General features: G+C 52.8%; 21 protein-coding genes and 1 riboswitch. Of the genes, 12 read left to right on the top strand and 9 right to left on the bottom strand.

The annotated features are described in order from the left end of the window. The first annotated feature begins 291 nt into the window (after positions 1-291). Positions 292-936, top strand: coding sequence for a deoxyribose-phosphate aldolase (gene deoC, locus ACFWUL_RS11185; RefSeq protein WP_416177352.1), 645 nt, complete (start codon positions 292-294; stop codon positions 934-936). Between the two features lie 156 nt (positions 937-1,092). Here deoC and ACFWUL_RS11190 read toward each other — a convergent pair whose 3' ends face one another. Beyond that, positions 1,093-2,070, bottom strand: a complete 978-nt coding sequence (locus tag ACFWUL_RS11190; protein ID WP_416177353.1) for an ABC transporter substrate-binding protein — start codon at positions 2,068-2,070, stop codon at positions 1,093-1,095. A gap of 118 nt (positions 2,071-2,188) precedes the next feature. Then, positions 2,189-2,377, top strand: a riboswitch (cobalamin riboswitch). A 91-nt stretch (positions 2,378-2,468) separates the two neighbouring features. On the opposite strand from ACFWUL_RS11190, the gene ACFWUL_RS11195 reads away from it, so the two are divergent. Further along, positions 2,469-4,400: a TonB-dependent receptor plug domain-containing protein gene (locus tag ACFWUL_RS11195; protein ID WP_416177354.1), complete on the top strand. Its 1,932-nt coding sequence runs from the start codon at positions 2,469-2,471 to the stop codon at positions 4,398-4,400. A 382-nt stretch (positions 4,401-4,782) separates the two neighbouring features. Beyond that, entirely contained in the window at positions 4,783-6,051 is a 1,269-nt protein-coding gene (gene uraA, locus ACFWUL_RS11200) for a uracil permease (protein WP_297022760.1), read from the top strand. 486 nt (positions 6,052-6,537) lie between these two features. On the opposite strand, the gene ACFWUL_RS11205 is transcribed toward uraA, so the two are convergent. After that, entirely contained in the window at positions 6,538-6,894 is a 357-nt protein-coding gene (locus tag ACFWUL_RS11205; protein WP_416177355.1) for a TM2 domain-containing protein, read from the bottom strand. A gap of 115 nt (positions 6,895-7,009) precedes the next feature. Next, positions 7,010-7,195 (bottom strand): hypothetical protein, encoded by a 186-nt coding sequence (locus tag ACFWUL_RS11210; protein ID WP_296098192.1) that lies wholly within the window; start codon positions 7,193-7,195, stop codon positions 7,010-7,012. A gap of 462 nt (positions 7,196-7,657) precedes the next feature. On the opposite strand from ACFWUL_RS11210, the gene ACFWUL_RS11215 reads away from it, so the two are divergent. From ACFWUL_RS11215 to ACFWUL_RS11225, 3 genes are all read left to right on the top strand, one after another. Further along, positions 7,658-8,086 (top strand): Dps family protein, encoded by a 429-nt coding sequence (locus tag ACFWUL_RS11215; protein ID WP_297041608.1) that lies wholly within the window; start codon positions 7,658-7,660, stop codon positions 8,084-8,086. Between the two features lie 1,214 nt (positions 8,087-9,300). Further along, positions 9,301-10,455 (top strand): ABC transporter substrate-binding protein, encoded by a 1,155-nt coding sequence (locus tag ACFWUL_RS11220; protein ID WP_374042409.1) that lies wholly within the window; start codon positions 9,301-9,303, stop codon positions 10,453-10,455. 114 nt (positions 10,456-10,569) lie between these two features. Next, positions 10,570-11,277: a Bax inhibitor-1/YccA family protein gene (locus ACFWUL_RS11225; protein ID WP_297019156.1), complete on the top strand. Its 708-nt coding sequence runs from the start codon at positions 10,570-10,572 to the stop codon at positions 11,275-11,277. A gap of 355 nt (positions 11,278-11,632) precedes the next feature. Here ACFWUL_RS11225 and ACFWUL_RS11230 read toward each other — a convergent pair whose 3' ends face one another. The 3 genes from ACFWUL_RS11230 to ACFWUL_RS11240 all read right to left on the bottom strand — a co-directional run bounded on the left by ACFWUL_RS11230 (position 11,633) and on the right by ACFWUL_RS11240 (position 14,433). After that, positions 11,633-12,979 (bottom strand): TrkH family potassium uptake protein, encoded by a 1,347-nt coding sequence (locus ACFWUL_RS11230; RefSeq protein WP_416177356.1) that lies wholly within the window; start codon positions 12,977-12,979, stop codon positions 11,633-11,635. 107 nt (positions 12,980-13,086) lie between these two features. After that, complete coding sequence (locus ACFWUL_RS11235; RefSeq protein WP_416177357.1) at positions 13,087-13,824, bottom strand: NAD-binding protein; 738 nt, start codon at positions 13,822-13,824, stop codon at positions 13,087-13,089. After that, on the bottom strand, positions 13,825-14,433 hold the full coding sequence (locus tag ACFWUL_RS11240; RefSeq protein WP_416177358.1) for an NAD-binding protein: 609 nt from the start codon (positions 14,431-14,433) through the stop codon (positions 13,825-13,827). A gap of 648 nt (positions 14,434-15,081) precedes the next feature. Between ACFWUL_RS11240 and ACFWUL_RS11245 the strand changes: the two genes are divergently transcribed. Both ACFWUL_RS11245 and ACFWUL_RS11250 read left to right on the top strand, forming a co-directional pair. Then, entirely contained in the window at positions 15,082-15,249 is a 168-nt protein-coding gene (locus ACFWUL_RS11245; protein WP_297041640.1) for a hypothetical protein, read from the top strand. A gap of 491 nt (positions 15,250-15,740) precedes the next feature. Then, positions 15,741-15,908 (top strand): hypothetical protein, encoded by a 168-nt coding sequence (locus ACFWUL_RS11250; protein ID WP_297041640.1) that lies wholly within the window; start codon positions 15,741-15,743, stop codon positions 15,906-15,908. Between the two features lie 82 nt (positions 15,909-15,990). On the opposite strand, the gene ACFWUL_RS11255 is transcribed toward ACFWUL_RS11250, so the two are convergent. From ACFWUL_RS11255 to ACFWUL_RS11265, 3 genes are all read right to left on the bottom strand, one after another. Beyond that, on the bottom strand, positions 15,991-16,560 hold the full coding sequence (locus ACFWUL_RS11255; RefSeq protein ID WP_416177359.1) for a flavin reductase family protein: 570 nt from the start codon (positions 16,558-16,560) through the stop codon (positions 15,991-15,993). 456 nt (positions 16,561-17,016) lie between these two features. Then, complete coding sequence (locus tag ACFWUL_RS11260) at positions 17,017-17,736, bottom strand: NAD(P)H-dependent oxidoreductase (RefSeq protein WP_416177360.1); 720 nt, start codon at positions 17,734-17,736, stop codon at positions 17,017-17,019. Positions 17,737-18,324: 588 nt separating this feature from the next. After that, a complete protein-coding gene (locus ACFWUL_RS11265; protein WP_297019272.1) occupies positions 18,325-19,263 on the bottom strand; it encodes an AEC family transporter in 939 nt (312 codons plus the stop codon). A 332-nt stretch (positions 19,264-19,595) separates the two neighbouring features. On the opposite strand from ACFWUL_RS11265, the gene ACFWUL_RS11270 reads away from it, so the two are divergent. The 4 genes from ACFWUL_RS11270 to ACFWUL_RS11285 all read left to right on the top strand — a co-directional run bounded on the left by ACFWUL_RS11270 (position 19,596) and on the right by ACFWUL_RS11285 (position 24,236). Beyond that, positions 19,596-20,465 (top strand): LysR family transcriptional regulator, encoded by an 870-nt coding sequence (locus ACFWUL_RS11270; protein ID WP_416177361.1) that lies wholly within the window; start codon positions 19,596-19,598, stop codon positions 20,463-20,465. 442 nt (positions 20,466-20,907) lie between these two features. After that, entirely contained in the window at positions 20,908-22,614 is a 1,707-nt protein-coding gene (locus ACFWUL_RS11275; RefSeq protein WP_416177362.1) for an ABC transporter ATP-binding protein/permease, read from the top strand. Positions 22,615-22,817: 203 nt separating this feature from the next. Next, on the top strand, positions 22,818-23,057 hold the full coding sequence (locus tag ACFWUL_RS11280) for a hypothetical protein (protein WP_416177363.1): 240 nt from the start codon (positions 22,818-22,820) through the stop codon (positions 23,055-23,057). 528 nt (positions 23,058-23,585) lie between these two features. Next, entirely contained in the window at positions 23,586-24,236 is a 651-nt protein-coding gene (locus tag ACFWUL_RS11285; RefSeq protein ID WP_416177364.1) for a nitroreductase family protein, read from the top strand. Positions 24,237-25,212 lie beyond the last annotated feature (976 nt).

Raw genomic sequence — 25,212 nt, forward strand, 5'->3', positions numbered from 1 at the left:
GTTAAACTGCCAATTTCAGTTTGCCCCGCTGTTGGGTTTGGCGGTTAGTATGCTTGCGTGTAGAGTCACTCACACGGGGCTGCTAGCTTCTAGCGGCTAGCTGTTAGGAAGGCTGATCCGCCTGCGGCGCTTTCTTTTCGTCAGTCATTCGTGCCGTAGGCTGGCCAGCTTTCCTAGAAGCTAGAAGCTGGCAGCTAGAAGCTCCGTGCGAATGACGCTACCTATCAGCGCATGATACAACAGCTCGTCAAACCGCAATAGTTCAATCCATCATTTTCCAGGAGGCACATTATGACCAATGAATTTATTTTTTCCCACGTGGACCATACCCTGCTGAAGGCGGCTGCCACATGGGAGGAAATCCGGAAGCTCTGTGAAGAGGCGGAGAGGTACCATATGGCCTCCGTCTGCATTCCCTCTTCCTTTGTAAAAATGGTGAGGGAGGAATTCCAATCCCTTACAATCTGTACGGTGGTGGGCTTTCCCCTGGGCAACTGTTCTACCGAGGCCAAGGTACAGGAAGCCATGACCGCCATTTCTGACGGAGCCGATGAAATCGACATGGTCATCCATATCGGTGCCCTGAAAGCAGGAAACCTTACCTATGTGACCGGCGAAATTGCGGAAATGAAGGCAGCTGTTGAGGACCATATCCTGAAGGTCATCGTGGAGACCTGCTATCTGACGGAAAAAGAAAAAATCGATGCCTGCCGCTGCGTCACAGAAGGGGGCGCGGACTACATCAAGACTTCCACCGGTTTCGGCGGGAAAGGGGCTACATTGGAAGATGTGAAGCTTTTTCGGAAGTACGTGGGAAAGGATGTCAAAATCAAAGCGGCCGGCGGTATCCATACAAAGGAAGAAATGGAAGCGTACCTCGAAGCCGGCGCTTCCCGCATCGGTGCCAGCGGCGCCATAAAGGCACTCCTTGGATAAGTGATGAAGTGATAAGAAAAGCCCTTCCGGCGGATAACCGGAAGGGCTTTTCTTGATGGAAGCCGGGGGAGATAGGGCGTGGGCCCGGAAGGTCTGGACCTTTTGTGGCTTCGCCGCTGGACCTCAATCCTCTTCACTCAAATCTCAATTCTGCTTTTAATATCCCCGGATCTGTTTTTCATCGCTCATGTCAAATATGGGACCGTAGGCGGCGTTGGCCATGGCTTTGATGGCCCATACGCAGTTCTGGGAGGCGGAATAAATGTAGCGGTCCTCCAGGGGCACGATATGCTTTGCTGCCCGCATGGAGGCAATGGCGGGGTTTGCGAGGAAATCGTCCCGGTACTTTGCGGCGCCGGTGGTGTCGGAATCCCGATCTGTGGAGACGAAAAGCATGTCCGGGTCCGTCTTTACGATGAGTTCCGGCGATGTGGCCTGGCCGTTCACGCCGCCGGCCAGGGTGATGGCATTATCGATGCGGGCCCTGGTGAGGAGCTCGTCGAACATGGACCCCGGGCCGCCGTAGCGGGTCATCTGGGACACCAGGTACACCACCGGTTTCTTTCCCGTTTCCTCTCCCAGTCGGCTGTCGATTTCCGAGAGCTCACTGTCCATCTTTCTGATGACATTTTCGCCCCGCTCCTTTTCGTCCACCGCGGAGGCAATGATGCGGACGTCTTCCTTTACCTGCTTTATGGACTTCGGACCGTCAATGACCACCACCGGAATGCCCAGGTTCCGGTACATATTGAGGTCATTGCCACTGGTGTAGGTGGAGGCGATGATGAGGTCCGGCTTTGCTTCCGTGATGATTTCCATGGAAAGGCCTGTGAGGGGAATGGTGAGGGGGATATCCTTCGTATCGTCGGCAATGTAGGATATCACCGGGTCCCGATCCGCCTCCGTGGCGGCTACCAGCTTATCCGGCGTCACCACGGAAAGGAGCATGGTATCGATGGAAGCGGAATTCCCCAGGATCCGCTTCGGCTTGGCAGGAATGGTGACCGATGCGCCTGTGGCGTCTGTGACGGTGTAACTTTTTCCCTCTCCTACTGGTCCCATCTGCTTAAATCCGCATCCCCCAAGGGAGAGGAGGAGACAGAAAAGAGGAACCAGGGCTGCCCTGTATTTCATGGAAAGACCTCCTGTTGTTAATTATTTCCTTTAAATTATAACATGCAAATTGTAAATGATAAAATTATTAGCTTTATATTTACAAATTTTATCATTCATGTATAATAGAAGAGTAAGCTCATTATGAATTCATAATGGTTCGGGGAAGACCCGATGAAAAGAGAAGCGCGGTGAGGGAATCTCCCAAGTCCGCCACGGTCCCGCCGCTGTGAAGCAGAGAGGATGTCATGATGTCACTGGGAAACCGGGAAGACGGCACCCTTGAGGAAGCTGAGTCAGAAGAACTGCCTTATGAATAACAATGTCCGGATGGAAAGGAACGATACGATGTATATCTGCCCTTTGCAGACGGTCTTGTTTCTTACACCCCAAGTGAGGGAAATGAGGGAGGAATTCAAATGAAGAAGAAATTATTAGCAGCGTCACTGGCAGTGCTTTCACTTTCCGGCAGCGCTTTTTCAGTGGAAGCGGCCGAGGCGCCGGTATACTCTCTGGAGGGCATCGTAGTCACCGCCAGCCGGGTGCCGGAAAAGAAGATGGACTCCAACGCCGACGTGTCCGTGGTGACGTCAAAAGAAATCGCCGAAAAGCACTATGACGATGTAAGCGAAGCCATCCGCCATGTACCGGGGGTAAATATCGCATCCTATGGTATGAGCGGACAGACCAGCAATAGTGACCAAATTTATATTAACGGTTCGAAGAACGTGGTAGTTCTTGTAGATGGCATGCGGCAGAATTCAAATGGCAATACCCTGCAGAATGTGGACCTGTCCAGCCTTACAAACATGGATGCCATTGACCATATTGAAGTGCTGAAGGGTTCAGCCTCTACTCTTTACGGATCCGATGCCCAGGGCGGCGTCATCAATATCATCACCAAAACGCCAAAGGAAAATAAAGTCAGCACCACCCTCCGGGCTTCTGTGGGCAACTTCGGCAGGGAAAACTATACCTTTTATAACGAGGGCCGACAGGATAACTTCTTTTGGACCCTGGAAGCAGGCAAGGAGCTCATGGGAAAATATAAAGATGGCTGGGGCCGTCGTGTCGTTAACCATCTGAATGCGGATCATTACAATGTAAAACTGGGCTATGACCTGGGGAACGATTCGAATCTGGTCTTCCGGTATGAAAAGTATAAGTCCAATTACATTATGCCCAACACCGGCACGAATGATTCCACAGAATCCCATGGTAAGAAAGACAATGATTCCACTAGCTTCCAGTATAAGGCGAAAATCAATGACCGTCTGGACAACCTCTTCTCTGTATACCGGAATAACACCACCTTTGATGTACCAATGCAGTGGTTCAATATGAAAATGAGGACCAGCGGTATTTCCGACCAGCTAACCTATCGCATGGACCGGCAGACACTGACCGGCGGCATGGATTGGTACGAGGATGAAATCCGTGACTATCCGTCGGAACCGGAACTGACCGGCGCCAAGGTCCATAACCTGGCCTTCTACCTGCAGGATAAAATCGATATTACGGATAAATGGAATATTACTCCTGGCGTCCGCTACGATCATAATTCGCAGTTTGGAAGCCGTACCTCTCCCAGCCTTTCCATCGGCTATAAGCAGAGTGAAAATACCAATTACTACATCAACTACAAGACATTCTTCGTGGCGCCGAACCTGTATCAGCAGGATGTATACAGCGAGATGGATTATGGCAACACTAAATATTTGACGAAAGGAAATAAGGACCTTAAACCGGAAACCGGTTATACTGTTGAAATTGGCGCCAGTCACAAATTTGATGACACCATGGCAGGAACTGTCAACTTCTTCCATACCCATGCTAAAAATATGATTACAAATTCTTCTTTATGGGATGAATCGACAAATACGAGTATATATACATGGAATAATATGGATAAAGCATCTGTCAATGGCTTTAATTTGAGTTTGAATAAAGATTTCAGTAAGCACTGGAGTGCCGATATCGGATATTCTTACCTCCATATTAATGCAGCCAAAGGAGAGAACATCAACAACAATGGACGTCTTCCGGAAAGTGTGCTCAATGTGGGCGTCCATTACAGGGCAGACCGCTTCGATGCTTCCCTGGATGGCCGGGGTGTCATGAACCGGTATGGTATGAAAGCCCATCCCGAAATGAGAGATTACGGCAACTACTGGGTATGGGACCTGGCGGCCAACTACCACTTCACCAAAGGGGCTACCCTCTTTGCACGGCTCAATAACATCTTCGACCAGTTCTATACCGACGTAGGAAGCTCCTATGATCCCTATGGAAGCAATTGGTACTCTGCTCCAGGCCGGAACTTCGAAGTGGGCCTGCAGTATCAGTTCTGAGAAAAGGCAGAATTGAGAATTGAGTGAAGAGAATTGAGGTCCAGCAGCAAAGCCGCCGAAGCACCCCAACCTCCCCTCTTTAGAGGGGAGGTTGGGGTGCTGATGGAAGTGCCGCAGGCTGGCCACCCAGCTGCCAGATACTAGCCACCAGTTACTGATCTGCCGCAGGCTGGTTCCCTCAATCTCGATCTCGACCTCGATCTGTCTGTCCTTTGTTTCATAAGTATTTGCGGTAACAGTATACGCAATTCTCCCTTGCAATTCCCTGGGGAAGAGAATAAAATGGTAGGGATGAAAATTTTACAGTTGTGATTCATAGAAGGAGGGTCTTCAGCCATGCAGGGGCCTTCCTTTTTTATGAGTCCTGCGAGGGAGGAATGAAATGAGTAAACGAATTATCGAGGTGGAAGAACGGCTGCCCATCCTGCCGACCATCCCACTGAGCCTGCAGCATCTCTTTGCCATGTTCGGCTCCACGGTGCTGGTGCCCTTTCTGCTGAATGTGGATCCCGCTACCTGCCTTTTCATGAATGGTATCGGTACGCTCCTGTACCTCTTCATCTGCAAATGGAAACTGCCGGCTTACCTGGGGTCGTCCTTTGCCTTCATTTCGCCGGTACTGGCGGTGACGTCTACGGCGGGCATGTCCTACGCCGATGCCCAGGGCGGGTTCATCGCCTTCGGCCTCTGCTTCATTTTCCTGGCATTCCTTGTAAAGAAAGCGGGGGTTCACTGGATTGACGTCCTCTTCCCGCCCGCTGCCATGGGTGCTATTGTGGCTATTATCGGTTTGGAACTGGCGCCGCTGGCCATGACCATGTCCGGCTTCATTGGGGAAGCCCAGGGCATGTCCAACAGCACGGCCATCCTGATTTCCATGTTCACCCTGGTGGTCACCATCCTGGCCACTGTTCTGGGACGGGGATTCGTAGCCATCATTCCGATTCTTATCGGCGTCATTGCAGGCTACATCCTCTCTATCTTCCTTGGAGTCGTGAATTTCCAGCATGTGGAAGAAATGCCCTGGTTTGCATTCCCCACATTCTATGCACCGGAATTCAACCTGTCTGCTATCCTCATGATTCTCCCGGCTCTCTTCGTAGTCTTTGCGGAACACCTGGGCCATCTCTTTGTGACCAGTGATATTGTGGGAAGAAATCTGATTAAAGACCCGGGACTTCACCGTTCCCTCTTTGCTGATGGCCTGTCCAATATCATTTCCGGTTTCGTAGGTTCCACACCGAATACCACCTATGGTGAAAACATGGGCGTCATGGCCATGACCGGTGTCTACAGTACCTGGGTCATTGCCGGTGCTGCGGTATTCGCCATCCTCTTCTCCTTCATCGGAAAAATTGCTGCCCTTATCCATGCCATCCCCACCCCCGTCATGGGCGGTGTGTGCATCCTTCTCTTCGGTTTCATCGCCGCTTCCGGTATCCGGATGCTCATTGAGAAGAAAGTGGACTATACGAAATCCCGGAACCTCATTCTCACCGCAGTGACCATGATCTCCGGCCTCTCCGGCGCCACCATCGTCATCGGACCGGTGCAGCTGAAGGGCATGGGCCTTGCCACCGTGGTGGCCATGATCATTTCCATCTGCTTCCTTATTTTCGATAAAACCCATATGTCGAATAGTGAGGAGTGAGGGGTTAGGAGTGAAGGTGCGGCGCACAAATCATAGAGTGCCGCAGATTACCGGATACCCAACCTCCCCTCTTTAGAGGGGAGGGGGACCACGAAGTGGTGGAAGGGTGGCCGCAAAGCGGCTGAAGGTGGATAGAAAAACGGTGGTGGCAACCTTAGCGAGCCCCTCTCCGTTGCCTACGGTGCCCCGACTTTGATGGAAAAGCGTCTCACGGCGTTCTCAGTCGCCTGACGGCTCCCGGCGAACACCGTTCGCTTGTTTTTCCCTTATAGATGGGGAGGTCAGGCATTGGCGGCTCAGCCGCTGGACCACAATTCTCTTCACTCAATTCAAATCCACTACTACTGCTCCTTTTGGGGGAGACACAAAAAAGGCGCTTTTCATTACAGAAAAGTGCCTCTTTTATTGCCACTTGTGGTATACTTCATAGAGACATCGTGATTGACCGGAATTGGCCGCTCCTCTGGGGGCGGCTTTTTTCGTGGCTTAGAGACCATTGTAGAGATCATCTTTGGACGCCGGCTTTTCGGGGTAGAGGAGGGACGCTTCCTTCGTGCAGGCCAGGAGGATTTCCCGGTTTTTATCCTTCACCATGCCGGATATGCGGAACAGGTCCACCAGCCACCAGATCCATCCGATGAAACAGCACATGAGGAGCCAGAGCAGGATATTCCGTACCGGCCGACCCAGGTAGAAATAGTACACCGCAAAGACAATCCACAGGATGTAGGCGGTGGAAGTCTTTTTCTCCCTGGCAGCATAAGTGGTGAGCACATAGTTCTTCTGCCTGTCCGAGAGTCGGTTCAGCAGTTGGATATCGTCTGCATCAAATGATGGTTCCATAGGACCTCCTTAGGAAAAAGTCAGGAATTAAGATTTGAGTGAAGAAGATTGAGGTCCCGCAGCTTTGCCGCAGGCCGGCTCTCAACTCTCTTACCTCAACTCTCAACTCTGTTTTTTAAAATATCCGGCTCTTCAGCTTCATGGCCTTCCATTTCGCCAGGGCCTGTTTTGCTTCTTCCGGGGCGTCTTTCGTGAGGCGTACATCCCCTTTCATCCGTTCTTCCATGGTGACGGAGGGATCAATGTAGGGCTCGAAGGTTTTGTAAAAATTCATTTTTGAGATTTCTTCAGAAATATCCATGGCGGCCTCCTTGAAAACACAGTCTTTCTTTCCTCCCTATTTTACCATAGACTGGCATAGGGGCGGCAGGGGCAGTGGGATAGTGGGTTAGAGAGATCGTGAGTTGGTGAGTTGGTGAGTTAGTGGGACAGGTTGAAGAGGGGCTGACAGCTATCGGCTTACAGCTTACCGAGCCCGGCCAATAGACGTCAGACAATCAGACAGTCAGAAGTCAGATGGATTCAGCAGCGAAGCTGCTAAAGGTGTAGATCCAGGCCTGACCTACAGGGCCAAAGCCGAATCCCCTCAACTCTCTTCGCTCAAATCTCAATTCTACCAATAAACAATATTATTATAAAAATAAAGAATATATTGCTATTATTCCTCATAATCTAACGATATAATGATATCAGAAATCGAGAGAAATCAATATGATTCCTGGGAATCACAAAGAAAAAATCGTTTTATAAGGAGGAAATAATCATGGAAAAATTACTGAACAAACTGCTGGCGGACCTGGTGGTGGAATACCACAAACTCCAGAGCTATCATTGGTACCTGAAGGGCTACCACTTCTTCGATGACCATCCGAAACTGGAAAGCTACTACGACATGGTGGCAGGCATGGTGGACGGCGTGGCGGAAGACATGCTGAAACTGTCCCTGAAACCGGAATCCACACTGAAAGGATTCCTCGCCATCAGTGCCATCAAAGAAGCAGAAAATGAAGAAGTCACCTCCGCCGAAGCCTTCGCCTCCGTCCTGGCAGACTTCAAAGTACTCCGGGATGACGTACTGGCCGTAAAGAAAGCAGCCGACGAAGAAGGAGACTACCTCACATCCGCCCTCATGGACGACTACATCGAAAGCTTCTACAAAGAAATCTGGATGCTGGGACAGGTACTGAAATAAGAGAGTTGAGATTTGAGAGTTGAGAGTTGAGTTTCCGCGGCTTTGCCGCAGAGACGATAGGCAATAGCAGATGCCCACAGGCACTGGACGTCGGGATTCCGGCCGCCGGCCTGTGGGCATCTGTTTTGTCGTATTCCCGTTAATCTATCCTATCCCTTAAGCGTCATTTCGAGCGGTGTGGACATGCTAAATGACTCTATCCTCAAAAATCGCTACAGCTCCGATGAGTCGAGAAATCTTTCTGCTGAATGACTCTGACGGGGGTTTCAAAGACAGAGTTGAGAGTTGAGGTCTCGCGGCTTCGCTGCCAACGTTGACCCTCCCTTGCTCGCAAGGGAGAGGGCCGCGTAAGCGGTGCGCAGTGATCCCTTTCCCTTTGGGTGGGTGGGTGGGTTGCCGCGGAGCGGCTGAGATTTTCCCCTGTTTCATCCGGCTTCCCACTTCCCATCCATTGATTCCATACGAACCTGATAGAGCCTGATGCGATTCACTAAATCGTATCAGGCTTTTTTATTATTATTCGCCTCCAATAACGGCTGCCAGCCTTTCCTGGGGGACTGGCAGCTGGAAGTTTTTGTATATCCGGATGGCTGCCCATACATTTATAATCTGGTTCGCAGGACCGGTCCGGCGCAATGCTTAAAAGTAAAAGGTCCGAAGCTCTGACCGTTTACACGCCCCCTCAGCCCTGTATTGGCAGGCGAATCTACTGGGGCAGCTGTTATCTGTCCTGCTCATACATGGGTGCTGCTATACGGAATTCGAATAATAAGAAAAATGAATTGACAGAATGGGGAAAGACCCTGTATGATTACATTCAACTCAAGGGGAGCATGGATAGTGCTTCTCTCCAAATGTGAGGATCGGGACAAAGTCTCATGAGGGCCATGGCAGAGAGCCGGCGGATGGTGAAAGCCGGTATGGGGCATAGGACGAACTCTCCCGGGAGCACCGGATTGAAATCAAGTAGAGAAGGCGGCGGTCTCCGTTACAGACAGTAAGAAAGTATAATGCAGGGTGGTACCGCGAATTCGCCCCTGTCCCATGGTGGACAGGGGCTTTTTGATTTCCGGGAATCCCTGGGGCAGCCGGCAGGCGGGCCCTGTGCTTTCTATGAAGTGATAAATCAGGGTGGTACCGCGGTGAATCCGCCCCTGGTGGAATTGTGTCGTTCCATCAGGGGCTTTTCTGATGGAGAAAAAGGAGGAACCGAAATGAAGAACTTCAAGAAAGCAATGAAAATGACAGGAATCTGTGCTATGGCAGCAGTGATGATGGCATCCATGGCAGGATGCGGTGGCAAATCGGCCAATACCGTATCTTCCGGTGCAAAGAATGCGGCAAAGATCGGCTTTACGGCGGCCCTCACCGGCGGAGCAGCGGCTTACGGGAAGTCGGAAGAAGAGGGAGTCCGGCTGGCGGTGGAAGAAATCAACGGGAAAGGGGAATTTCCCATCGACCTCATGGTGGATGATACGAAGGCGGTGCCGGCGGAAGCCATGAATGCTACGAAGAAACAGATCCAGAACAAGGCGGCCATCCTCATCGGCCCCATGACGTCCAATGAAGCCAAGGCGGCAGGCCCCATTATCCAGAATGCGAAGGTGCCGTCCCTGGAAATCTCGGTGACCGCAGAAAATATTACGGATATGGGAGACTGCATCTTCCGGAATTCCGTGCCGGAGTCGAAGAATATTCCCCAGACCGTAAAAAAGACCTATAAAATCCTGGGCTATAAAACGGCGGCCATCATGTATGCCCAGGACAATGAACAGCATGTGACAGCCCAGAAATATTTCAAAAAGACCATGGAAGAAGAGGGAGTCCAGGTGGTGGACGTGGAAACCTTCGGCAGCAAGGACAGCGAATTCTCTGCCCAGCTCACCAATATCCAGACAAAGAACCCCGATGTCATCGTGGTATGCAGCTACTACCAGGAGGGGTCCCGGATCCTGAAGAAAATGCGGGAAATGGGAATGAACCAGCCCGTGCTGGGGGATAACGGATTCGTTTCTCCGGAACTGGGAAATATGGCCGGCGCTGCGGCGGATAATGTGTATGTATCCTCCATGTGGTCTCCGGATCGGAAAGACGAAAAGGTCCAGCACTTTGTGGAAGCCTATACCGCCAAATACGGCCACAGTCCGGACCAGTTTGCCGCCAGTGCCTATGACGGCGTGTACATGGCCCTGGACGCCATGAAACGGGCCGGCACCACCACGGACCGTGCCAAGATCCGGGAATCCCTGGCAAAGATGAAGGACTTTAAAGGGGTCTGCGGTACATTCAGCTTCGATGAGAAGCGGGACCCGGTGGTGGACCTGATCCTCATGAAAATGGAAGGAGGCAAGTACCGGATGGTGGACTGAAAATACCATGGGATGGCAGGAAGCCGCAGGCCTTACCCATGACTCTTTCCTTTCTGTGATACAATAGAAGTACCCAAAGTAATCATTGAATCTGTTTCAGAAAGGAGTCTTTCTATGTACAGCGATGAAATGACGGCGGAAAGGGAGAAAAGCCTTTCCATCAATATGCCGGGCCTCATGAAAGATGTGTATGCCTGGATGGCCATCGCCCTGGTGGTGACGGGCTTCTCGGCCTGGTTTGTATCGGACAGCCCCACTCTCTCCGGCCTTTTCCTGGGAAGCCGCATGGGCACCATCACCCTCATCATTGCTACCTTTGCCCTGGTGTGGAGGCTTTCTTCAGCCATGGGAAAAATGTCCCTGAAATCGGCGGCAGTCATGTTCCTGGTGTATTCCGTGCTGAATGGCATCACCTTCTCCGCCATTTTCCTGACCTATACCCTGTCTTCCATTGGCGGCGTATTCTTCATGACCGCCGGTACCTTCGGCATCATGTCAGCCTATGGCTACGTGACGAAGGCAGATCTCTCGAAGATGGGAAATATGTGTCTCATGGGCCTCGTGGGTGTTCTTCTGGCCACGGTGCTGGGATTCTTCTTTGACAGCACCTTCCTGCAGATGCTCATTTCCTATGCAGGCATCCTGGTCTTCACGGGCCTCACCATCTATGACACCCAGTCCATTAAACGGCTGGCCCTTACCTACCATTCCCGGGCCACCGATGAAGGACAGAAGGTAGCCATTCTCGGCGCCCTTACCCTGTACCTTGATTTCATTAATATCTTCATTTACCTCCTCCGCCTCTTCGGAGACAGGAAGTAATAACCAATAAAAAAGCCGGCTTTTGCCGGCTTTTTTATTGGCTGCGGCCGAGGACCGGAGCGGTGTCCTGCGGACAGGTCTGTGACTTCGTCAAGGCTGAGGCTTCGCCTGGGTTCAAGGAAGGATAATAGATTTCAGTTCAGAGGCGTGGCGTCCAAAAACGAACAACCCTCCCTCTTTAGAGGGAGGGGGGACCGCGTTAGCGGTGGGTGGGTGGCCGCGAGGCGGCAGAGGGCAGGGGGAATGTTGGGAGCAACTTTAGCGAGAGCCCCCTCCGGCCTGCGGCCACCTCCCCCATAGATGGGGGAGGTCAGGCATTGGCGGCGAAGCCGCTGAACCTCAACTCTTTTCATCATCACCATCCGCTCCGTCTCCAGAAGGACGGAATGAAGATGGACAGGAGGGTCACCGATTCCAGGCGGCCGGAGAGCATGGACAGGCAGGCGATGACCTTGCTGAAATCCGGCAGGGCGGCATAGGTACAGGTAGCGCCGAACTGGCCAAAGGCAGGGCCCGTCCCGCTCATGGTGGTGAAGGCCACGCCCAGGGCGTCCATAAAGGCCAGGCCGTCTGCCATGAAGCAGGCAGCCCAGAGGGCGGAAAGGGCCATGTAAATGAAGAAGAAAGCCAGCACCTGGAATACGGTGTTCTGGGAGAACCTTTCCCGGCCTACGGTGATGTGGAAGACCGCCTTCGGATGCATATGGAGCTTCAGGATGGCGGAGAAGGACCGGAAAAGGAGGATGAGCCGGATTACCTTGAGGCCCCCGGCGGTGGATCCGCCGCAGCCGCCGGCAATCATGATGAGGAGAATGATAAATTTAGCGAACGACGGCCACTGGTCGAAGTCCGCGGACACGAAGCCGGTGGTAGAAGAAATAGAAGCACACTGGAAGAGAGACTCCCGCAGGGACTCCAGCACCGGCATGTGGGATGTGAGGATAAGGGAAGAGGCAATGAGAATGGTACTTACGGCTACCATGGCCAGATACACTTTAAATTCCGTATCCTCCAGGATCACGTGAAATCCCCGCTTCCAGGTGTCCACGTACATGCCGAAGTTGGCGCTGGAGATGACCATGAAGAATACAAGGATGAGCTCCAGGGAGGCACTGTGGTAGTAGGCGATGCTTTCATTTCTCGTGGAGAACCCGCCGGTGGTGATGGTGGAGAAGGCATGGTCCAGGGCGTCCAGGAAATCCATGCCCCACAGCATGAGGGCTGCCGTGCAGGCGGCGGTGAAGACGAAGTACACGATGAAAAGGGACCGGGCGGTTTCCTTGATGCGGGGCAGGGTCTTCGAATTGGTGGGACCCGTGCTTTCGGCGTTCACCATTTTCGTGGTGCCCCGTCCGGCCTGGGGGAAGAGGGCCACAAAGATGACGATGATGCCCAGGCCTCCCAGCCAGTGGGTCATGGCCCGGAAGAAAAGGAGAGACGGCGGCAGGAGGGTAATGTCATTGATTACCGTGGCGCCGGTGCCGGTGAGGCCCGATACGCTTTCCACGATGCTGTCCAGGGGAGAAAGGACTCCGGAAAGGGCATAGGGCAGGGCGTAGAGGAGGGATACGGAGAGCCAGGTGATGGCGGTGATGGCGGTCCCTTCCCGGGGCGTGAGGCCGGCATAGGGGGAAATCCCCCGGACCTTGAGCAGGAAGAAAAGAACCACCGAAAGGGCCATGGGAATGAGAAAGGCCGTCACCGGCCCTTTATAGTAGAGGGAAAGAAAGAGAGGGAGGGAGAAGGAGCACCACGCCGTTTCCTAAAAGGATGCGGGAGAGCATGAACCGGATGATTTCTCTATTCATATCAGTCCCCGCCTTTGAAGTACGAAATGATTCCCTGGACCTTGTCTGCCTCGGCGATGAGAATGACCGTGTCCCCCGCTTCCAGCACAGAATGGCCGTCCGGGATGCGGGCTTCGCCGTTTCTAACATAGGCGCCTACAAGGCAGGACTTTGGGATGCCCGCTTTCATGAGGGGCTTTCCGGCGGCCCGGGACCCTTTGGGAAGGATGATTTCCAGGGCCTGTACTTTTGCCCCTTCCAGGAGGGATACGGAGACCACGCTGCCCCGGCGGACAAAGGCCAGCACTTCGCCGGCTGCCAGGAGACGGGTGGAAAGGACGATGTCGATACCCACCTGCTGCATAAGGGAAATGTATTCGGTCCGGGTCACCCGGACCACGGTCTGCCGGGCGCCCAGGTGCTTGGCGAGGAGGGCCATCATGAGGTTCAGCCGTTCATCCTTCGTGGTGCAGATGGCGGTATCCGCCTCCGACACCCCTTCCTGGGTGAGGAGGTCGATGTCCGTGCCGTCGCCGCAGAGGACGAGGCCCTTCTTCAGCTTTTCCGCGGTCTGGCGGCAGTGCTCTTCATTGTTATCGATGACCTTCACGGAAATGCCCTGCTTCTCCAGCATGGGGGCCAGGGTCTGGCCGGTCCGCCCGGCTCCGATGATGAGGGCCTTCTTCGTGCGGCGCTGGTACTTTGCATTGCCGTGGGCGGAAATCTCTTTCAGGGAATCCGGATTTCCCAGGAAATACACTTAATCCAGGGGGAGAATCCGGTCATTGCCGTGGGGAATGATCATGTGGTGGTCCCGGAGGATGAGGGCGGCCAGCACCTGGGGCGGCAGGGTGATATCCTTCAGTTCCTTATGGGCCAGGGGCGAGTGGGGACCGATTTTTGTTTCCAGAAGACGCACCTTCCCGCCGGCGAAATCTTCCACGTTGATGGCGGAGGGGGTCATGATGAGGCGGCTGATTTCACGGGCCGTAATGAGCTCCGGACTCAGTACCAGGTCGATATCGAAATTTTCCCGAATATAATCCACCGGCTCCGACAGGAACTTCGGGTCTCGGATCCGGGCAATGGTGTGGGGGATGCCGTTTTTCTTCGCCAGGATGCAGGCGATGATATTTACTTCGTCCATGGCAGTCACTGCCACCACCAGGTCACTGCCCTTCACATCGCTGCTCCGCATGAAAGAGGGACTCGTGCCGTCGGCGTGGATGGTGAGCACGTCCAGGCTCGTGCGGACGGACTCCAGCTTCTCCGCATCTGAATCCACCACGATCACGTCATATCCTTCATTGGACAGGAGCTCCGAAATGATATATCCCAGGTGCCCTGCCCCGATTACAACAATCCTCATGATTTTTCACCCCTTTAAAAGGAATCGTTCTCATATGTTATTGTATCACGGTGGGAAGAAAAAAGAGAATTGGGTAAAGAGAATTGAGCCGTCCTTGGAGGAAGGCGGCATATCTGATCTGCCATGCCTCTGATCATCAGGTGTTCCGGTAAGAGTCGGCTGTTCAGAAGATAGCCATTCTTTGGGATGCATAGAAAAAATTGGGGAAGCCATGGCTTCCCCAGTTTTCATGTGCGCCCAGCATGGGCGCACTCTTAAGGGTGAAAGTCCCTAGACCGCCCGACAGCGGGAAGGTCATAGCCGAACACCAAGGGTGTCCATCGTGAGGTGGAATCTGAAGGAAGGTGCAGGCAAATCTCCGGTCCGATGTACAAGAACCACATAAGGCTACGGCAGGATGGATAAGGTTGCATGACAAACTGAAGTCCCATAGCTGTACGGAATCCTGCAGAGTACATGTGGCGGATATATGGAGAGAAAGAGTGCGTTCTTACCTGGGGAGGTCTCACGGACACAGCAGAATAAGGCTGTATTTACTGGGCTGTGCTGTGGTTGAAATAAGATTTGCCGTGAGAAGTCAGCAGAGGCCATAGTACCAGATGGCTCATAGGCATCTGGGAAGGGCCGAACTTTAGGAGATGTTAGTCAATGAAAGTAACCAACCATGGGCTTAAAGGCAGACAACTTCAGAAAGAAGACTACTGGCAGAAAGCAGCTGCAGAACAGCAAGGATATGCCGGAGTGCCCATCCATGTGAGGATTGCTGAAAACAACAACATCATCGCAGACTTGCATAAGCAGGAATGCGAAAACTAAAGAACCGCCGTATACCGAACGGTACGTACGGTGGTGTGAGAGGTCGGCGGGCCGAAGCCCGCCTCCTACTCGATGTGCGCCCAGCATGGGCGCACTCTTAAGGGTGAAAGTCCCTAGACCGCCCGACAGCGGGAAGGTCATAGCCGAACACCAAGGGTGTCCATCGTGAGGTGGAATCTGAAGGAAGGTGCAGGCAAATCTCCGGTCCGATGTACAAGAACCACATAAGGCTACGGCAGGATGGATAAGGTTGCATGACAAACTGAAGTCCCATAGCTGTACGGAATCCTGCAGAGTACATGTGGCGGATATATGGAGAGAAAGAGTGCGTTCTTACCTGGGGAGGTCTCACGGACACAGCAGAATAAGGCTGTATTTACTGGGCTGTGCTGTGGTTGAAATAAGATTTGCCGTGAGAAGTCAGCAGAGGCCATAGTACCAGATGGCTCATAGGCATCTGGGAAGGGCCGAACTTTAGGAGATGTTAGTCAATGAAAGTAACCAACCATGGGCTTAAAGGCAGACAACTTCAGAAAGAAGACTACTGGCAGAAAGCAGCTGCAGAACAGCAAGGATATGCCGGAGTGCCCATCCATGTGAGGATTGCTGAAAACAACAACATCATCGCAGACTTGCATAAGCAGGAATGCGAAAACTAAAGAACCGCCGTATACCGAACGGTACGTACGGTGGTGTGAGAGGTCGGCGGGCCGAAGCCCGCCTCCTACTCGATGATTTCATTTATTTCTTTATGAATTTCCGCCCTTCCTTCCAGGCCTTGCCCACGGTCTTTGATACTTCCAGGTATGTACCATTCACACCGTCGAAGGCGAGAGGACGGAGCTTGGCGGGGTCCGGTTTCCCCCTGGTCAGGATCGATTCGTCTGCCAGGATGTGTTCAATGGTGCCTACTACGTGGAAATCTTCCCCTTCAGGAATCATTTTTTCCACTTTGCATTCGAAGGTGAAGGGGTATTCCTCAATGACCGGAGCATTCACATATTCGCTCTTTACAATGTGGAATCCGACGTTTCCGATTTTTTCTTCCACCCTGTTGGCGCTGACGGTGCCGAAGTAGTCAGATTCTGCCATGGTATCTACGGTGGCCATGCTGACGGTAAAAGCGCCGGTTTCCTTCAGGTTCTCCATGGTTTTGTGGGTATGGTCCAGCATGATGCCGATTTTATTGGTATCGTAAATACCGGCCCAGGCAGCCACCATGGCATCCGCCTTTCCTTCTTTATCAAATGTGGCAATAACAATAGCAGGCTGGGGATAAATCCAGGATGCCGGTTTAAATCCTTTTTTCATGACAGGTCTTCCTTTCCGGAAAAAATAAGGCCCTTCGGCCGGGCAGTGGCCCATGGCAAGGGGGTAAAGAACATGGCTCAAAGGGAATGCCTTTGGCAAAGTGACTCAAGAGAAACGAGCGTCCCTCGAGGTAATATTAGCGGTCCCTATTTTTCTCGAAATGCTCTTATCATTCCGGTGACTCAACCCTGACTCGCTATCTCGAGGGGTAGTAAATGGTAATGATTCTGTACAAAAGGATAGTATGTGCGAAAGAATCGAGAGATTTTCTTGCGTTCGTGAATAAGGACAGAGTCTTTATTATGGCTGTGCCAGTGGCAAGGTGTAGATGCAGGGAAGAAAATTTATAATTTGCGGCGCCATATTACTTTGACGCGCCGCACCACCACTCCTCACTCCTCACTCCTCACTCCTCACTCCTCACTCCTCATTCCTGATTCCTCATTCCTGATTATTTTACTTCACCCACTCCACCGATTCCGAGAGGGGCTTCCTGCTCTTATCCCGGTGCGGTGTCTCTGCCCGGTAGCCGAAGGCAGCCATGACGGCGATGCCGTAGTGGTCAGTGTCGAAGAGTTTCCTTTCTTCGCCGAGGATCCGTGTCATTTCGGCAGGGATGTATCCTTCCAGGGGGCAGGAATCGATGCCCATGTAGGCGGCCATGGTCATCATGTTGGCCATGACGATGTAGGCCTGCTTCGATGTCCAGTCGAGGGCGGACCGTTCGGAGTCCAGCACCTTCATATCCTCTCTTCCGAAGCGGCTGTAGACTTTGCTGTAGAAATCGTAGACCTCCGGTGGCACCTGGTGGATATCTTTCAGCATATGGTCCACGTAGGGGGAACCGAAGGTAATGTCCTGCCGCTTATTGGCCAGGTACACCACGAAGTGGCTGGCCCCTTCCAGACCGGCCCTGGCGCCCCAGCCATAGGGAATCATTTCCTTGCGGATTTCCGGGTTCTGGATGACCAGGATTTTCCAGGGCTCCATGCCGAAGGAAGTAGGAGACAGGCGGGCCGCTTCCAGGAGGGTCTCAAAATCTTCATCGGAAATCTTTTTGTTGGGGTCAAATTTCTTTGTGGCATAGCGGTACTTCATGGCTTCCAGCAGCACCTTTTTGTCATTGTGGGGCTGGGGAGTATCTTTTGTGGGGATGATAACGGATTCTGTATTCATAGGATCTCCTTTTACATTTACTTTTTTCAATTCATTTATAAACCAAATATAACATTTTTTCTATGTATTGTCAAAAAGAGAAACTGCCGGAAACGGGGAAAGAGCTTGAGGCGCATAGAGATCTTTCCCTGTCCCCCGCAGCTGGCTGTCATTGACAGTACGGGGATATCCGGTCATGGGCTGCCGGATATCTTTTTACATTATACTATTTCATTTCTTTCCCTTAAAGAACTGTAAAAAAAGGTACTATATGAAAATGTGACTGGGGTGGCTGAAGTGACTGAAGGGGAACAGGAAGAAGGCAGGTGCAGATGTGCAGCGTACAAATCATATAGTGCCGCAAATGATGTATTCTGCGGCGAAGCTGCTGCTGTGTCCGGTATCTGTCGTCTGACTGTCTGATGCCCGATCATGTAAAGTCGATTTATCCCGAAGAGCCTGTGGAATCGGTAAGCTGTAAGCGGACAGCCGTCAGCCCTGTGGCGAAATCCATATAAAAATGGCGGCGCTTCCCAATTGGATGCGCCGCACATTTATTTCTCATTTTTCCACGCTGCACCACCGATTCGCGCTCCCGGCTTTCCTATCCTATGCAAAGAGATACATATAGAAAGGAATGAAGAAGACTCCCAGTGCCAGGGAAACGCAGTTGATGGTGGTGGAGTAGTCAGAGTCTGCCCCTACGCTGGTGGCGAGGATGGTCATGTTCGTCATGGCCGGCATACCGGCCTGCAGGAGGAAGACTTTTGCCGACATGGGGCTCACGGGAATGAAAGGAAGCAGCAGGTACAGGCAGAGGGGGGACAGGATGAAACGGCCCGCCATGGCGCCGATGAGGTCCCGGTCCCAGTGGATAGAGGAGAGGGGGATATGGCTCATCTGGATGCCGATGACCATGAGGGCCATGGGAGTGGCCATATTCCCTACGTACCTGCAGGCAGTGAGGACAAAATGGGGGAGCGGGATATCCAGAAGCACCAGCACCACCCCGGTGAGGAATCCCATGAGCGGCGGAGTCCGCAGTTTCTTCAGCATTTCCAGGGGCGTGAATTTCCGGTCTCCTCCGGCGTCCTTTACGATGAGGTAGGCACCGAGACCCCAGAACATGGCGGTGTTGGCGATGTAGTACAACATGGCGGAGGGAACGCTCTTCTCCCCAAAGAGGGCTACATTCACCGGGAGACCGATAAAAATGGCATTGGCAATGCAGCAGGTGCAGGTGAATATACCCCGGCGCCCCTTGGATACATGAAGAATGGAAGCCCAGATCCGTCCGGCGATATAGGCCACAAAGATGGAAGCAAAGGGCAGGAGCAGGTCCGGCGCCGTGGCAATGAGCTGGTCATGGGTGAAATTGGATTTCAGGGAATACACCATGAGCGGTGGCAGGGCCACGGTCATGGTGAACCGGGTGAGGTCTTTTCCTGCATTATCCCAGAACCATCCTTTTTTTGACAGGTAAAATCCCAGTCCCGCAATGAGGACCACTTCGAATATACCGGCTAATCCCTGTAATATGGCATCCATAGAAATTCTCCCTGGGAATTAAATCGAGATTTGAGAATTAAGGATTGAGGCCCTGCAGCTTCACTGCCAATGGAGACGGCAGACGATCGGACTTCGAACTTCAGAACGGAGTGGCTGCTTTGCCGCAGGGGGTACTCTGATAAACGATAATCTCAAAAATGAAAATCTGATTCTGCGGCCAGTCCTGCCAGATGATTCCGGGGTGGCTGCTTCTTACTTATGCTATTTACAGTATATCTTCCTTTATCCTATAATAAAAATAAAGATAATTGATTTTACTTATTTTATATATGCATAAGTTATATACAGGATAACTATAAGAGGTGAGCGCCATGAATATGGAATTTTACAGGAACTTCATCGCCATGGTGGAGGCGGGAGGCATGAATAAGGCATCCCGGGATATCCATGTGGCCCAGCCGGCGCTGACAAGGCAGCTGAAGATCATGGAGAAGGAGTACGGAGCACCGCTGGTGAAACCCCGGAGAGGGCGGCACCGGCTGGAGCTCACCGAGGCGGGGTGGATTTTTTACCGCCAGGCGAAGCAGATCTGCGAAGTGGACGATACCACCCGCTCCGAAATCGAGACCCTCACCGAAGGCCTCAAAGGAACCCTCCGTATTTCCCTGTCTCCCTCCCTGTCGCCGCAGCTCATAGAAAACGTGATCCGTCCCTTCCACGAGGCCTATCCGGACCTCACCTTCCGGCTCCGGGAATCCTACCATATGCCCCTCATCGACGAAGTGCGCCGGGGCATTTCGGAAATCGGCATCGCCAATGCGCCCCTGCCGGACCCCAGCCTGTTCCATATCCTTTCCCAGCGGTCTGCGTCCCTGGCGGTTCTGGGACCGGCGGGGGATCCATTCCTGGGAGAGCAGGAAACGCTGAACCTTTCCGCCCTCGCCGGCCATCCCCTGGCGGTGAGCCGGAGTACCGAAGAAATCCTGAAACGCCTCTGCCGGGAGGCGGGAGTGAAGCCCACCATCCTGGCTTCTGTGGATGCCCGGTCCTCGGCCCTTCTCTTTGCCAAAGGCCACATGGCCTACGCCGTGGTCATGTGGAACGAAGGAGAACCGGTGCCGGAGGGCCTCCTCCTCCGATCCCTCTCCGTCCCCTCCCTGCACCCCGGTATTACCTGCTTCACCTTACGAGACCATAAGCTCTCCAGGGGAATGGAGCATTTTATGGAATACATGAAATAGATAGAAAGGTGAATGAGGTGGCGGCGTGAAAAAATGAGGAATGACGAATGGAAGTGGCGGCGCACAGGTTGGGAAGCGCCGCCTTTCTTATATATTTTCATTCAGGAGCCTGCTGCCGTTCGTCATTTCGAGCGGTGGTAAGCGTCGAAATGACGAATACGGTAAGAATTGCTGAAGTTAGAGGAGCCCGGAAATCTTTCTTGCGTTCAGGGATAAAGAGACAAGGCAGTATCCTTCGGCCAGGGCTGAAGAAAGGTGACTGAGGTGGCAGAGAGGATAACGCCTGCGGTGAAATCGCATGGGCGTACATACTTTGCGGCGCCATATAATGGATGCGCCGTACTAACCCACCAACTCACCAACTCACTTTCCTTTCCAACCGCAGGCACCGCTTTTCTCACCGTAGTATAATAAATACATCTTTACTGCAGGAGGAAAGGCTATGACATCGGGACATTGGGACAGGGAGACTGTGAAGGGGCTCTATGGGCTCACTTCGGAGTATTGGAAGAGCGGCGAGAGGAAGAGTGCTTTCCTCTATCTTTTCGGCATCATCATCCTCACCATTGCGGCAGTGTATATGACGCTCCTCCTGAATGACTGGTTCAATGAGTTTTACAGCGCCCTCCAGAATTACGATAAGGAAGCGGTGTACCACGGCCTCGTGCGGTTTACGGTACTGGCCTTCGGGCACATCGCTTTTTCCGTATACGCCTACTACCTCCAGCAGACCCTGGCCCTCCGGTGGCGGCGGTGGATGACGGAGGAATACCTCTCCCGGTGGACGTCCCATCAGATGTTTTACCGGATGGAAATGTTTTCCGGCGGCCGTTCCGATAACCCAGACCAGCGTATTTCCGAGGATATCAATCTTTTCACCACCCGTACCCTGTCCTTTATGTCCGGCCTTCTCCGGGCGGTGACCACCATATTCTGCTTCATCTTTGTTCTCTGGACCCTGTCGGAGCCCCTCACGTTTACTTTGGGCGGCAGCACATTCCACGTGTACGGGTACCTCGTATGGACGGCCCTGGCCTATTCCGTCATCGGGACCTGGATTACCCACAAAGTGGGCCACCGGCTGGTGGGGCTGAATTTCGTGCAGCAGAAACTGGAAGCCGATTTCCGTTATGCCATGGTACGACTCCGGGAAACGTCAGAAAGCGTGGCATTCTATCACGGCGCCCCGGAGGAACGGCGCATATTAGGCGGCCGCTTCCAAAAACTGGTAACCAATACGATCTACATCATCCGAAAGCAGAAACAGCTGTCCTGGCTCACCAATTCCTACGGCCAGATTGCCATTATTTTTCCCTTCGTCGTGGCGGCGCCAAGGTACCTGTCCAAAAGCATTTCCCTGGGCGGCCTCATGCAGGTGGCCAACTGCTTCGGCAAGGTGCAGGAGTCCATGTCCTACTTCGTGGATGTGTATTCGGACCTGGCGGAATGGATGTCCTGCGTGGAACGACTGCTCACCTTCGATGAACATATGAAGGAACTCCTGGAGGAAACGGAAAAAGAAGAAAGCCTTCTCCATCGGGAAAAGGGGAAGGAACTCACCCTGTCCCGAGTGGACGTGGGCCTTCCGGACGGGAAACGGCTCCTTTCTTCTATTTCCTGTACTATTCATGAGGGAGAAAAAGTCATCCTCAAAGGCCCCTCGGGGTCCGGGAAATCCACGTTTCTCCGGGTGCTGTCAGGGCTGTGGCCCTTTGCGGAGGGGACCCTTGTCCTGCCTGACCGGAAGGAAGTACTCTTCATTCCCCAGCGTCCCTACATGCCCATGGGGACCCTGGAAGAGGCGGCCCTCTATCCGGGAACGAAAGGAAATCGGGAAGAACTGGAGCACTGGATGGAGGAATGCGGCCTGTCCCAGTGGATTCCCCATCTTTCGGAAGAGGGGGACTGGGGCCATGTGCTGTCTTTGGGAGAACAGCAGAAACTGGCCTTTGTCCGCATCTTCATGACAAAGCCCCGGTGGGTCTTCCTGGATGAGGCCACCTCCGCCATGGACGAGGAAACGGAAAACAGACTGTACAGCTTCCTGGTCCATATGCCCGGCATCACCGTGGTCAGCGTGGGTCACCGGTCCACCCTGGACAAGTACCACACAAGGACCCTGCGGGTGAGAGAAGGAACGGTCCTGTGAGGCCGGCTGCCGAAAGGCAATACCCCTGACAGGCAGCCTGCTATCAGACTATCAGATGGAATCAGCGGCAAAGCCGCTAAGCCTCAATTTTCAAACCTTACATCTTAATTCTATTTTTTCTTCTTTCCAATGTCATGTTCTGTCATTGCTGTTCCTATAATAAAGACAGTTAAGGAATTGCAGTGAGCCGGGAGGTGGCAGTTATGAATTGCGAAGAGATCCGGGAAGCCCTTTGGAATGACAGGGATTGCCAGTTTTTCGAGTATCGGGGCCAGGAGTGCATCATCCATCCGCTACATAGGGGGTATGAGCTGTGGTACGGGAAGAAACGGTGCCGGGTGGAAAAGGCGGAAGAAGTTTTCCGGGCGCCCCTTTTTGATGGCAGGACCCTGGAGGATATTACCGGAGAAATCCGGTATTACGGCTCCGGCGACGGGGTATGAGAGGGATGGCAAAAGCGGGGAAAAGGGGATTTTCCCCGCTTTTGTCTATGTATCATGCATATAAGTCATAAGGAACATATAGAAACTTTCTTATTTGATATTTGACTCTTTCCATGGTTCTGCTATACTGAGGGCAGAGATAAGAAAGATTCTTATCTCCACCACCTTGCCAGGGGAATCCTGTCGTCGTCTGCATATAGACCCCATTTGTAGATTATTTTCACATCACCAACTCAATTGTTCATGTTTTCATAGTCAGATGAAATGTAGAACCGGATTTGAGCTCGTTAGTGATGGCGGCAGTGTAATGAATCCCCTCCTTCCCCTGGCAACCACCTTAATGACCGGAGCAGGCAGTATGGCTCCGGGAAGGCCTCCGTCCCCCCGCAAGGCGGAGGCCTTTTTCATGTCCCCCCCTGGGACTGCATATTGACCGGCAGTCTAAAAAAGCTTGCTTTCTCCTTCTGAATTGCATATAATTTCATTTATGTGACTGTAAAAACTCATAGGGAGAAAGGAACCATTACTGTGATTGAAGCCATTTATAAAAGAAGAAGTATCCGCCATTTCCTCCAGAAACCCATTCCCAAAGAGGATATGGACCAGATCCTGGAAGCCGGCATGTGGGCACCGTCTGAAAAGAATGCGCAGCCCTGGAAATTTATCGTAGTCCGGGGCAGCGAACGGAAGGCCATGGTGAAACGGCTGAAGGAAGGGATCATGAAAAATCGGAAAGGCGAGGAAGGAGCCATTTTCGGGAAAAAGTACGAGAAGTTCATTCCTTCCGCTATTTATACGGCCCGGGTTCTGGAACAGGCGCCGGTCATCGTATTCGTGCTGAATACGAAGGGCCTGGACCTTCATAAGGACTATCCGAAAGACCTGTACCTGATGGAACTGGCAGACGTGCAGTCCATCAGCGCCGCCATCCAGAATATGTGCCTGGAAGCAGCGGACCGGCATATCGGAAGCCTCTGGACCTGCAACGTCTTCTTTGCCTATGATGAGCTGAAAGAATGGCTCCATGAAGAGGGCGAAATGGTGGCAGCCATCGCTTTCGGCTACACCGATAAGGAAGTGCGTCCGATGCCGAGGAAGCCGCTGGAAGAAGTGGTGGAATACCGCGGCGACTATCCGGAAGAATGGAAAGAAATGTTGGCAGCAGAAAATAAAAAGTAATGGAAGGCCCCGGGAGAACCGGGGCTTTTACTGTGGGGGGAAGGGGCTGAAGGGTAACGGGCTTTGGTTCTTGAGCGGACTAGCCGCTTCGCGGCAATCCATCCTGCGCCTTTGGCGCGCCCCTTCTCTAAGGGGCTGCATGCTGGGGATTATGCTCATAGTGGGAATATTTGCTTTTGTAAGAAAACGATCATCTCGTGCCCCCTTGGAGAAGGGGGCAGCCCAAAGGGCGGGGGATGGATCCGCCTCGGAGAGGCGGAATCTCCCAGCAGAGGAATCGGACGAAAGCAGAACTGAGATTTGAAGAAGCGAGTTGAGGTTCCGCGGCTGTGCCGCATTCATCCTGCGCCTTTGGCGCGCCCCTTCTCTAAGAGGCTGCATGCTGGGGATTATGCTCATAGTGGGGATATTGGCTTTTGCAAGAAAACGATTACCGCGTGCCCCCCTTGGAGAAGGGGGCAGCCCAAAGGGCGGGGGATGGATCCGCCTCGAAGAGGCGGAATCTCCCAGCAGAGGAACCAGACGAAAGCAGAGTTGAGATTTGAAGAAGTGAGTTGAGGCTCCGCGGCTGCGCCGCATCCATTCTGCGCCTTTGGCGCGCTCCTTCTCTAAGGGGCTGCATGCTGGGGATTATGCTCATAGTGGGGATATTTGCTTTTGCAAGAAAACGATCACCGCGTGCCCCCTTGGAGAAGGGGGCAGCCCGAAGGGCAGGGGATGGATTGCCGCAAAGCGGCTGGCCAGCTCAAAGCTCAAAGTTCGTGATTCTATCCGTCAGCACCGAATTCTATAAATAAATTAGTGGCGCTTTGTAATTTTTGCGCCGCACCACCCCCTCGGGCGAAGCCCGTTCCCCTTGCGTCACATTGCCCACAGGGCGTTACCCTTCAGCCACCTTTCCTATCTCCTCAGCAGAGCAGCAAAAAACAGTGTATAATAAAAGAGATGTAAACAACAGGTGACGTAAACGCAGGAA

Source organism: Dialister sp. (genome assembly GCF_047832375.1).
Classification (GTDB): domain Bacteria; phylum Bacillota; class Negativicutes; order Veillonellales; family Dialisteraceae; genus Dialister.

Coding starts and splice junctions, on each gene's coding strand:
- deoC (WP_416177352.1), top strand. CDS start 292: ATGACCAATGAATTTATTTTTTCCCACGTGGACCATACCCTGCTGAAG.
- ACFWUL_RS11190 (WP_416177353.1), bottom strand. CDS start 2,070: ATGAAATACAGGGCAGCCCTGGTTCCTCTTTTCTGTCTCCTCCTCTCC.
- ACFWUL_RS11195 (WP_416177354.1), top strand. CDS start 2,469: ATGAAGAAGAAATTATTAGCAGCGTCACTGGCAGTGCTTTCACTTTCC.
- uraA (WP_297022760.1), top strand. CDS start 4,783: ATGAGTAAACGAATTATCGAGGTGGAAGAACGGCTGCCCATCCTGCCG.
- ACFWUL_RS11205 (WP_416177355.1), bottom strand. CDS start 6,894: ATGGAACCATCATTTGATGCAGACGATATCCAACTGCTGAACCGACTC.
- ACFWUL_RS11210 (WP_296098192.1), bottom strand. CDS start 7,195: ATGGATATTTCTGAAGAAATCTCAAAAATGAATTTTTACAAAACCTTC.
- ACFWUL_RS11215 (WP_297041608.1), top strand. CDS start 7,658: ATGGAAAAATTACTGAACAAACTGCTGGCGGACCTGGTGGTGGAATAC.
- ACFWUL_RS11220 (WP_374042409.1), top strand. CDS start 9,301: ATGAAGAACTTCAAGAAAGCAATGAAAATGACAGGAATCTGTGCTATG.
- ACFWUL_RS11225 (WP_297019156.1), top strand. CDS start 10,570: ATGTACAGCGATGAAATGACGGCGGAAAGGGAGAAAAGCCTTTCCATC.
- ACFWUL_RS11240 (WP_416177358.1), bottom strand. CDS start 14,433: ATGAGGATTGTTGTAATCGGGGCAGGGCACCTGGGATATATCATTTCG.
- ACFWUL_RS11245 (WP_297041640.1), top strand. CDS start 15,082: ATGAAAGTAACCAACCATGGGCTTAAAGGCAGACAACTTCAGAAAGAA.
- ACFWUL_RS11250 (WP_297041640.1), top strand. CDS start 15,741: ATGAAAGTAACCAACCATGGGCTTAAAGGCAGACAACTTCAGAAAGAA.
- ACFWUL_RS11255 (WP_416177359.1), bottom strand. CDS start 16,560: ATGAAAAAAGGATTTAAACCGGCATCCTGGATTTATCCCCAGCCTGCT.
- ACFWUL_RS11260 (WP_416177360.1), bottom strand. CDS start 17,736: ATGAATACAGAATCCGTTATCATCCCCACAAAAGATACTCCCCAGCCC.
- ACFWUL_RS11265 (WP_297019272.1), bottom strand. CDS start 19,263: ATGGATGCCATATTACAGGGATTAGCCGGTATATTCGAAGTGGTCCTC.
- ACFWUL_RS11270 (WP_416177361.1), top strand. CDS start 19,596: ATGAATATGGAATTTTACAGGAACTTCATCGCCATGGTGGAGGCGGGA.
- ACFWUL_RS11275 (WP_416177362.1), top strand. CDS start 20,908: ATGACATCGGGACATTGGGACAGGGAGACTGTGAAGGGGCTCTATGGG.
- ACFWUL_RS11280 (WP_416177363.1), top strand. CDS start 22,818: ATGAATTGCGAAGAGATCCGGGAAGCCCTTTGGAATGACAGGGATTGC.